This is a genomic window from Streptomyces sp. NPDC002138, assembly GCF_040296485.1.
Classification (GTDB): Bacteria; Actinomycetota; Actinomycetes; order Streptomycetales; family Streptomycetaceae; genus Streptomyces.
The window spans coordinates 114,534-121,736 of record NZ_JBEOXE010000021.1 but is presented as its reverse complement, the minus strand read 5'-3'; the positions used below and the strand labels follow the sequence as shown (position 1 = coordinate 121,736).

The window sequence follows — 7,203 nt, the reverse complement described above, 5'->3', positions numbered from 1 at the left end:
TGGGGGGTGCCCACGCTCTGCGGGGGGGGCCCCTAGCGATTGCTAGGGGCCCACCGCCGTGCGGGCCGGAGCGGGGCGCCCTGTGAGCGCCCCGCTCCGGTGGTGGGTCCGTCAGCCGCACTTCAGGCCGGACTGGGCACTCGCGACGGCCGAGTCGAGCTTCTGCAGGTCAGGGGTGAGCTTGGTCAGGGCCTCGGCGCCCGTGGTGTCGCCGGGCAGACTGTCGTACGTCTTCTTGACGGCGTTGGCCGCGTTCTTGACCGCGTCCTTCTGAGCAGCGTTGAACTGCGCGGTGGATTCGGCGACGGTCTTCCAGTCATCCTGAACGGCGTTGTGCGCGCTCTTGATCTGGTCCTTGGTGGCGGTCGCCGGGTCAAGCGTTCGCAACTTCGCGTTGTCGGCCTTGAGTTCGGTCAGACTGCTGCACAGCTTGTTCGTCGCATCGTCGGTCGGCGCGGCGGCGAAGGCCGATGCGGCCCCGCCGGTCACGAGAAGCGCTGCGGCGGCCGTGCTCACGGCCGTGGCGAGAAGTCGGTTCATATGCGATGCACTCCTTCGGGGAAGAAGACGCCCCCCGGGTCCAGCCCCCACTCGTACCAAGCTCGCACAGCACCCCCGGCCCCGCATCCGCACACCGCACCCCAGCACCCCCGTTGCTCCGGATGAAACCGCAGGTCAGCCAGGATATATGGCCCGTGAGGCGGTGATCGTGTTGCGGACCCGCTCCGCCTGTGGGGGCGACTCGAGGGAGCGGTCCTTTACCTAATCAATACTTTTCAGGGGGTGTCCGAATCCCTTCGGTGGCGGGCTATGGGGGATAGCTTGTCCGTCGTCGAGATTCGTTACGCAGCCAATGCGGAGGTATCACGATTGCGCCCCATCGAAATGGACTTCCAGAAGCCCGGGAAAGAACGACGCTATATCCGCAACATTCTTCCGCCGATAGTCGCTCTCTTTCTCATAATGTCGCTGGCCACGATGACGAGTGAGGCCACACCGGCCAGGGCAGCCTCCCCTTACGGCCCCAGAGCCGTTGAAATCGCCGCGTCGAAGCGGGGCGCACCTTACGCCTATGGGGCGACGGGCCCCAAGATATTCGATTGCTCGGGCCTCACGCTCTACGCCTTCCGGGAGGCCGGCCGCACGCTTCCCCGCACGGCCGAGCAGCAATACGAAAGCACCCGGCACATTTCCCGGAGTCAACGCACGCCCGGCGATCTCGTCTTCTTCCCGTCCGGAGCGACCATGAGCCACGTGGGCATCTACGCGGGCGACGACAGCATCTGGCACGCCCCCCGCCCCGGCACGCGCGTCCGCCTGGAGCGGATCTGGAGCGGGGACGTGCGGTACACCCGCGCCAACTGAGCGCGCCGGAAAGGACGTCGCCCGCCTCCGGTGCCGACGAGGCTGTTCACGTCACCAGGCGCAGCGACGTCGCCGCGATGCCGAGCCGCACGCTCTGACCCCAGGTCAGCTCCAGGGCATCGGCCTCCATCCCGTCGCCGAAGACCACGATCCGGTCCGACTCCACGGTCAGTTGCAGCCCCTGCCCCCGCTCCATCACACCGGCGACCTTCGTCGTGCCGGTCGTGGCGGAGGGCCAGGCCTCGCGCACGAACCACAGCAGCCGCTGGTCGCTGGGTGCGGGCAGCGCCTCGGCGCTACCGCGCTCCAGCCAGAGGGAACGCAGCCAGCCGGTAGCGCCCGTACCGGTTCCCACCAGTACCCCGGAGGATGCCTGGGCCTCGCCCGGGCCCTCCTCGTCGTCGGCGCCCAGGCGGTAGCGGGCCGTCTGGTGGCCGGGCGAACCCAGGTAGATCTCGTTCAGGGCGAGAAGGCGCTGGGTGTCGTCGGCAACGGCCTCGACCATGGTCAGCTCCTCCGCCCGGCCCCCGGGGGCGGCCGCCGCACGCAGCAGGGCGGCCGCGTCGGCGCGGCGGTGCCGGACCAGGACCCCCGGGTTGCGCCCCGGGTCGGTGTCGATGCCCACCACCGGCTGTCCGCGGAGATACTTCGCGGTGTTGGCGACCAGGCCGTCCTGGCCGACCACGACGACCACGTCCTCCGGAGCGAACAGGAAGCGGTCCAGGTCCGCACGCTCCACCCTCGAGCTGCGCCAGGTGAGCGGCACCGCCGCCGTCACCTCCCGCAGTGCCTGCTGGTTGCCGTCGTGGCGGCGGACCACCTCGTCGATCGACCGGCCCCGGCTGGAGAGGAAGAACGCGGCCTGCCCGTGCGTCCCGTGCCGGGCGAGCAGCTCCTCGTACTCGGTCCTGCGGTGCACGAGCACCGCCCGAGGTGCCAGGCTCACGCGCCCGCGTCGCCTTCCGGGCGTCCGAGCTTGGAGAGGAGCCCGGTGAGGACGTCGGGAGAGAGCGTGATGCTCTCGATCCGCGGCAGGTTCTCCGCCAGCCGGGTCGCCGCCAGGGCGTGCAGCGTGGCCTGGTCGGCCTCGTCGTGCACGCGCAGCCAGGCGGCCTGCACCTCGGCGCGCGCCGCGCCCGTTTCGCGCGCCGCCTCGGCGTCCGCGTGGGCCAGGCGGACCTTGCGGGCCGCCTCGGTCTCGGTCCGTATACCGTCCGCCGCCGCCTTCTCCTCGGCCTCGCGGCGGGCGTTGGTGCCGCGCTGGTCGATCAACTGCTCCTCGCGTCTGGCCAGTTCGATCTGACTGGCCAGCTCGTTCTCGGCGATGGCGCGCTCACGCTCGACGGCGATGGCCCGCCGTTCATAGGTGGCGCGGTCCGCCTCCTGCTGGATCTGCTCGCGGGCCGGGGTGCGCAGGGCGCGCTCCACCTCGGCCTCGGGGCGGATCGCCACGACCCGCACGGCCACCACGTCGATGCCGGTGGCCGGGAGCCTGGGCTCGGCGGCGAGACCGGCGGCGACCCGCTCGCGCACGGAGGAGACGCCGTCCACCAGGGCGACTGCCAGCGGGGTGCGGGCCAGTACGTCCAGCGCGTGCTGCTGCGCGGTCTCGGTGAGGAGGGTGGCGATCTGCTCCAAGGGCGCGCCGCGCCAGCTCCCGGTGTCCGGGTCGACGGAGAAGTCGATCCGGCCCGCGGCCTCGGCCGGGTCGCTGATCCGGTAGGTGACGGTGGCCTGCACGGCGACGTCCTGGAAGTCGGACGTACGGGCATGGAACGCCATGGCCAACTCCCGGTCGTCGACCGGCACTTCGGACAGCGCCGCGGACAACGACCGGTACCAGAAGCTGAGCCCCCGCCCGTCATGGACGAGTCGGCCGCGCTTGTGGTGGCGGATGTGGGCGGTGGGCGCGGAGCGCAGATGACGCCAGCCGAAGCGCCGGGTGATGTCGGCCATGGCGAACCCCCTTCATTTCGTCAGTGCGACGATAACGGCGTACGCCCATATCGTCAAGGGGACGAGAAGAGAGCCGACCGACGGCCCCGAACGTCGTCAACGGTGCCCCGACGCCCGGCCCATGAGCCCGGCCGAAGCGGGGAGCGGCGAGCGGCGAGGAAGGCCGCGAGGCCGAGGAGGGGATCAAGTCGGTACGGGCCGGCAGTGTGTGCGCGCGACGGCTGGGAGCGGCTGCGCCCTGGCTCGGGGGCGTTCGTGCGCCGTCTCCGGCTTCGTGTCCGTTCGAGGGAACCGAAATGTTGCCGTATCAATCTATACCTGCGAGATCCGTTCGAGACCGTTCGAGATCCGTAAGTCTGCACCGGAGTCCCGAGTGAAACATCGTTGCGCCTCGCTCTGCGCGGCCCTCGTCCTGTCCGCCGTCGCAGCCCTGTCCGGCTGCTCCAGCGAGGGCGATCCCGTCTCCTTCGCCCCGAAAGATTCGGCGAAGCCGGGGGCGAGCAGCGCCCCCAGCGACGTCCGGATGCCGACCCATCCGCGCGAGTGGACGACGCAGCGGGAGCTGCCGGACGGGACCCGGGTGGTGCGCACCGACCTGACGGGGCCCAAGTCCGGCTTCACCGGCCGGGTGTGGGCGTGGGTGCCGAAGCAGTACGGCCGGCCCGAGTACAAGGACAGCGCCTTCCCCGTCCTGATGGCGCTGCCCGGCGCCGTGGGCTACCCGACGAACTACTTCTTCTCCAAGGAGTTCCGCCTCCAGGAGCGGATCGGGGAGGCCGCCGACAAGGGCGAGAGCCTGCCCTTCATCGTGGTCATGCCGGTGCTGAACGCCAACAAGGACACCTACTACGACGGCAGCGACATACCGGGGCAGCCCAAGATGGGCACCTGGATCTCGGACGACGTGCCCGACCTCGTGCGGGAGAACTTCCGTACCTACGCCGACCCGAAGGGCTGGGGTTTCTTCGGCTCCTCCTCCGGCGGCTACGTGGGCATGAAGATGGTGCTGCAGTACCCGGAGCGGTTCAGCGTGGCGATCGCGGGCGGGCCGGACGCGGCCCCCGATTCGCCATTGTGGAACGGCCATCCGAAGGAGAAGCAGGAGAACAGCCCGGCCTGGCTGGCCGAGCAGCTGATCAAGAAGAGCGGCGCCGCCTCGGGCGGTCCCTCGAGCAGCCCGTCGAGCAGCGCCAAGGCCGGCTCCAAGAGCAGCCCGAAGAGCACGCCGAAGAGCAGCCCCTCGACCGGTGCCACGAAGGGCCCGACGACCGGCCCCACGACCGGCCCCAAGGTGGCGATCTCCTTCCTCATGGGCACGAAGGAGCCGAAGCAGGAGGTCGCGGCGCTCGACAAGCTCCGCCAGGACATCACCAAGGGCCCGATAGAGACCCGGGTGACGTCCTTCGAGGGCGGTCACGACGGATACAAGTACACGGACACCCTGTTCAACGGTGGCGACCTGAAGTGGATGAGCGACCGGATGCGCGGCCCGGTCGCCGCGAAGTGACCGCCGCCCAGGGGGAAGGGAGGACGTGCCGATGACGGCCACAACCGAGGAGACGGCCGGAGCCGCGCCCCTCGTCACGACTGCCGACCGGGGTCGCGCGGCTCCGCGGCCGCGGGCCCGGGGGGCTCTGGTGGCCGTGGCGGCGGCCGTGCTGGTGGCGTGCGCGGGTGTGACGCCCGCCTGTGCGAGCGCCCCCTTGACACCGCATACACCGCAGGCGCCGCGTACACCGCCACCGTCGACGCCGCCGACCGCCGGGGCATCCGGCGCGGCCGGCGGCCCGGCGCGCAAGGAGCCCCCCGCGCAGATGTCGAAGGTGGGCGGGGAGCGGCTCGGGAGTCCCGGCGACCAGGTCGGCGCGGGCGCACCGAACCTCCCGGCAGGGCTGTCGGCACTGTCCTGGGTGGTGGCGGACGCGGACACGGGCCAGGTGCTGGGGGCGCGGAACGCCCACTGGCAGCTCCCCCCGGCCAGCACCTTGAAGATGCTCTTCGCGGACACCGTGCTGCCCGCGGTGCCGCACACCGCGAGCCGCACGGTGACGCCCGAGGACCTCAAGGGGATGGGCGACGGCAGCAGCGCGGTCGGCATAGTGCCCGGGGGGACGTACCAGGTACCCGACTTGTGGCGCGGGGTGTTCCTCCGCTCGGGCAACGACGCCGTGCACGTGCTCGCGGCGATGAACGGTGGCGTCGAGAAGACCGTCGCCGACATGCAGCGGCGCGCCACCGAGCTGGGCGCCGGTGACACGAGCGTGCGGAGCCCGGACGGCTACGACGCCCCCGGCCAGGTCTCCTCGGCGTACGACCTGACGCTCTTCCTGCGACAGGGCCTGACGGACGCGGGCTTCAAGGAGTACTGCTCGACCGCGTCGGCGCAGTTCCCCGGCGGCCCGGCCGGACCCGGCAGGGACAAGCCGTTCGGGATCAGCAACACCAACCGCATGCTGTCCGGCACCGACGGGGTGGCCCCGTACCCGGGCCTGATCGGCGGCAAGAACGGTTACACCACGAACGCCGGGAACACCCTGTCCGAGGCGGCCCAGCGGGACGGACACACCATCGTGGTGACCGTGATGAACCCCCAGGACACCCACCGCGACCAGGTCTACACCGAGATGCGCGCCCTGCTCGACTGGGGCTTCGCAGCGGTCGGCAAGGCGACCCCGGTCGGCACGCTCGACCAGGCCGCGGCGGGCGGTGGTGCCCGGGCGAAGGGCGGGGCGGCGGGCGCTTCGTCCGGCTCCGGATCCACTTCCGGATCCGGTCCGGGCGCGCTGGGCTGGAGCGCGATCGGAGTCGGGGCGGCGGCTGTGGCCGGGGGCTCGGGCTGGTTGCTCATGCGCAGGCGCCGCCGCGGGCAGGCGTGAGACTGCGGGCGTGACTCGGCAGGCGTGACTCGGCAGGCCTGAAACTGCAGGCGTGAACCTGCCGGGGTGAAACGCCCGGAGTGAAACGCCCGGCACCCCGGCACCCCGACGCATTGCGCCATGCGCCGGGGTGCCACGCGGAAACCGCCCCTTCCCGTCAGCCGTTCAGGGTCCCCTGCAGCCAGTCCCGGTAGTGGGTCGGGGCCAGACGGGCGGCAGGGCCGGCGGTGAGGACGTCGCCCTGGACGGCGGCGAACAGGCCGGCCCGGTCGTCGGTGATGACGGGGCGGCCGTCCCCTCGGACAGCGAGGGTGATGCGGCCGAGTTCGTCCAGCGTGAACGTGTCCGGGCCCGCGATGTCGAGGATGTCGTTGAGGGGCGACCCGGTGGCCACTTCCGCGAGGGCGGCGACCACATCGGCGCTCGCGATGGGCTGGAGGGGTGTCGCGGGCAGACGCACGGCGCTGTCGTCCGAGGTCCAGGACATCGTGGGCTCCATGAACTCGAAGAACTGCGTGGCGCGGACGATCGAGTATGGGGTGGGGCCGGCCTGCAGCAGCTCCTCCTGGAGCGCCTTGGCCCGGTAGTAGTCCAGCTGGGGCACCTGGTCCACTCCGACGATCGACAGGACGACCTGGTGGCGCACCCCGGCTCGTTCGCCCGCGCTGAGCAGGTTGCCGACGGTGGTGCGGAAGAAGACGAGGGACCGGTCGTCGAAGGTCGGGGAGTTGGTCACGTTGACGACCGTGTGGGCGCCGGCGAGGGCATCGTCGAGGCCCGCGCCGGTGAGCAGGTCGACGCCGGAGGACAGGGACGCGGACGTCACGTCGTGGCCCTGGTTCTCGAGCCGGGTGGCGAGCTGGGAGCCGATGAGGCCGGTTCCGATGACGGTGATCTTCATGGTGTGCCTTCCTCCGTGAGCTGGGCGCTTCCTCTCCCCGCACCCAAACTCGGACAGCAGATATCCGTGATTGTACTCGGATAGACTCTGTCCGAGTCAAATGGA

Annotated in this window: 7 protein-coding genes; 3 read left to right on the top strand and 4 right to left on the bottom strand. The window is 71.0% G+C overall.

Annotation, left to right across the window (positions count from 1 at the left end; genetic code table 11):
- Positions 1-111 precede the first annotated feature (111 nt).
- Positions 112-540, bottom strand: a complete 429-nt coding sequence (locus tag ABT084_RS16475; RefSeq protein WP_351043675.1) for a hypothetical protein — start codon at positions 538-540, stop codon at positions 112-114.
- A 423-nt stretch (positions 541-963) separates the two neighbouring features.
- Between ABT084_RS16475 and ABT084_RS16470 the strand changes: the two genes are divergently transcribed.
- Positions 964-1,365 (top strand): C40 family peptidase, encoded by a 402-nt coding sequence (locus tag ABT084_RS16470; protein ID WP_502968949.1) that lies wholly within the window; start codon positions 964-966, stop codon positions 1,363-1,365.
- Between the two features lie 46 nt (positions 1,366-1,411).
- On the opposite strand, the gene ABT084_RS16465 is transcribed toward ABT084_RS16470, so the two are convergent.
- Together ABT084_RS16465 and ABT084_RS16460 are read right to left on the bottom strand one after the other, a co-directional pair.
- Positions 1,412-2,311 (bottom strand): hypothetical protein, encoded by a 900-nt coding sequence (locus ABT084_RS16465; RefSeq protein WP_351043670.1) that lies wholly within the window; start codon positions 2,309-2,311, stop codon positions 1,412-1,414.
- Complete coding sequence (locus ABT084_RS16460; protein ID WP_351043667.1) at positions 2,308-3,321, bottom strand: SPFH domain-containing protein; 1,014 nt, start codon at positions 3,319-3,321, stop codon at positions 2,308-2,310. Before ABT084_RS16460 ends, ABT084_RS16465 begins: the two co-directional genes overlap by 4 nt.
- Before the next feature lie 373 nt (positions 3,322-3,694).
- Here ABT084_RS16460 and ABT084_RS16455 point away from each other — a divergent pair, with 373 nt between their 5' ends.
- Together ABT084_RS16455 and ABT084_RS16450 are read left to right on the top strand one after the other, a co-directional pair.
- Positions 3,695-4,828 (top strand): alpha/beta hydrolase, encoded by a 1,134-nt coding sequence (locus ABT084_RS16455; protein ID WP_351043665.1) that lies wholly within the window; start codon positions 3,695-3,697, stop codon positions 4,826-4,828.
- Positions 4,829-5,135: 307 nt separating this feature from the next.
- Positions 5,136-6,197 (top strand): D-alanyl-D-alanine carboxypeptidase family protein, encoded by a 1,062-nt coding sequence (locus ABT084_RS16450; RefSeq protein ID WP_351043662.1) that lies wholly within the window; start codon positions 5,136-5,138, stop codon positions 6,195-6,197.
- 157 nt (positions 6,198-6,354) lie between these two features.
- On the opposite strand, the gene ABT084_RS16445 is transcribed toward ABT084_RS16450, so the two are convergent.
- A complete protein-coding gene (locus tag ABT084_RS16445) occupies positions 6,355-7,098 on the bottom strand; it encodes an SDR family oxidoreductase (RefSeq protein ID WP_351043659.1) in 744 nt (247 codons plus the stop codon).
- Between the last annotated feature and the right edge of the window lie 105 nt (positions 7,099-7,203).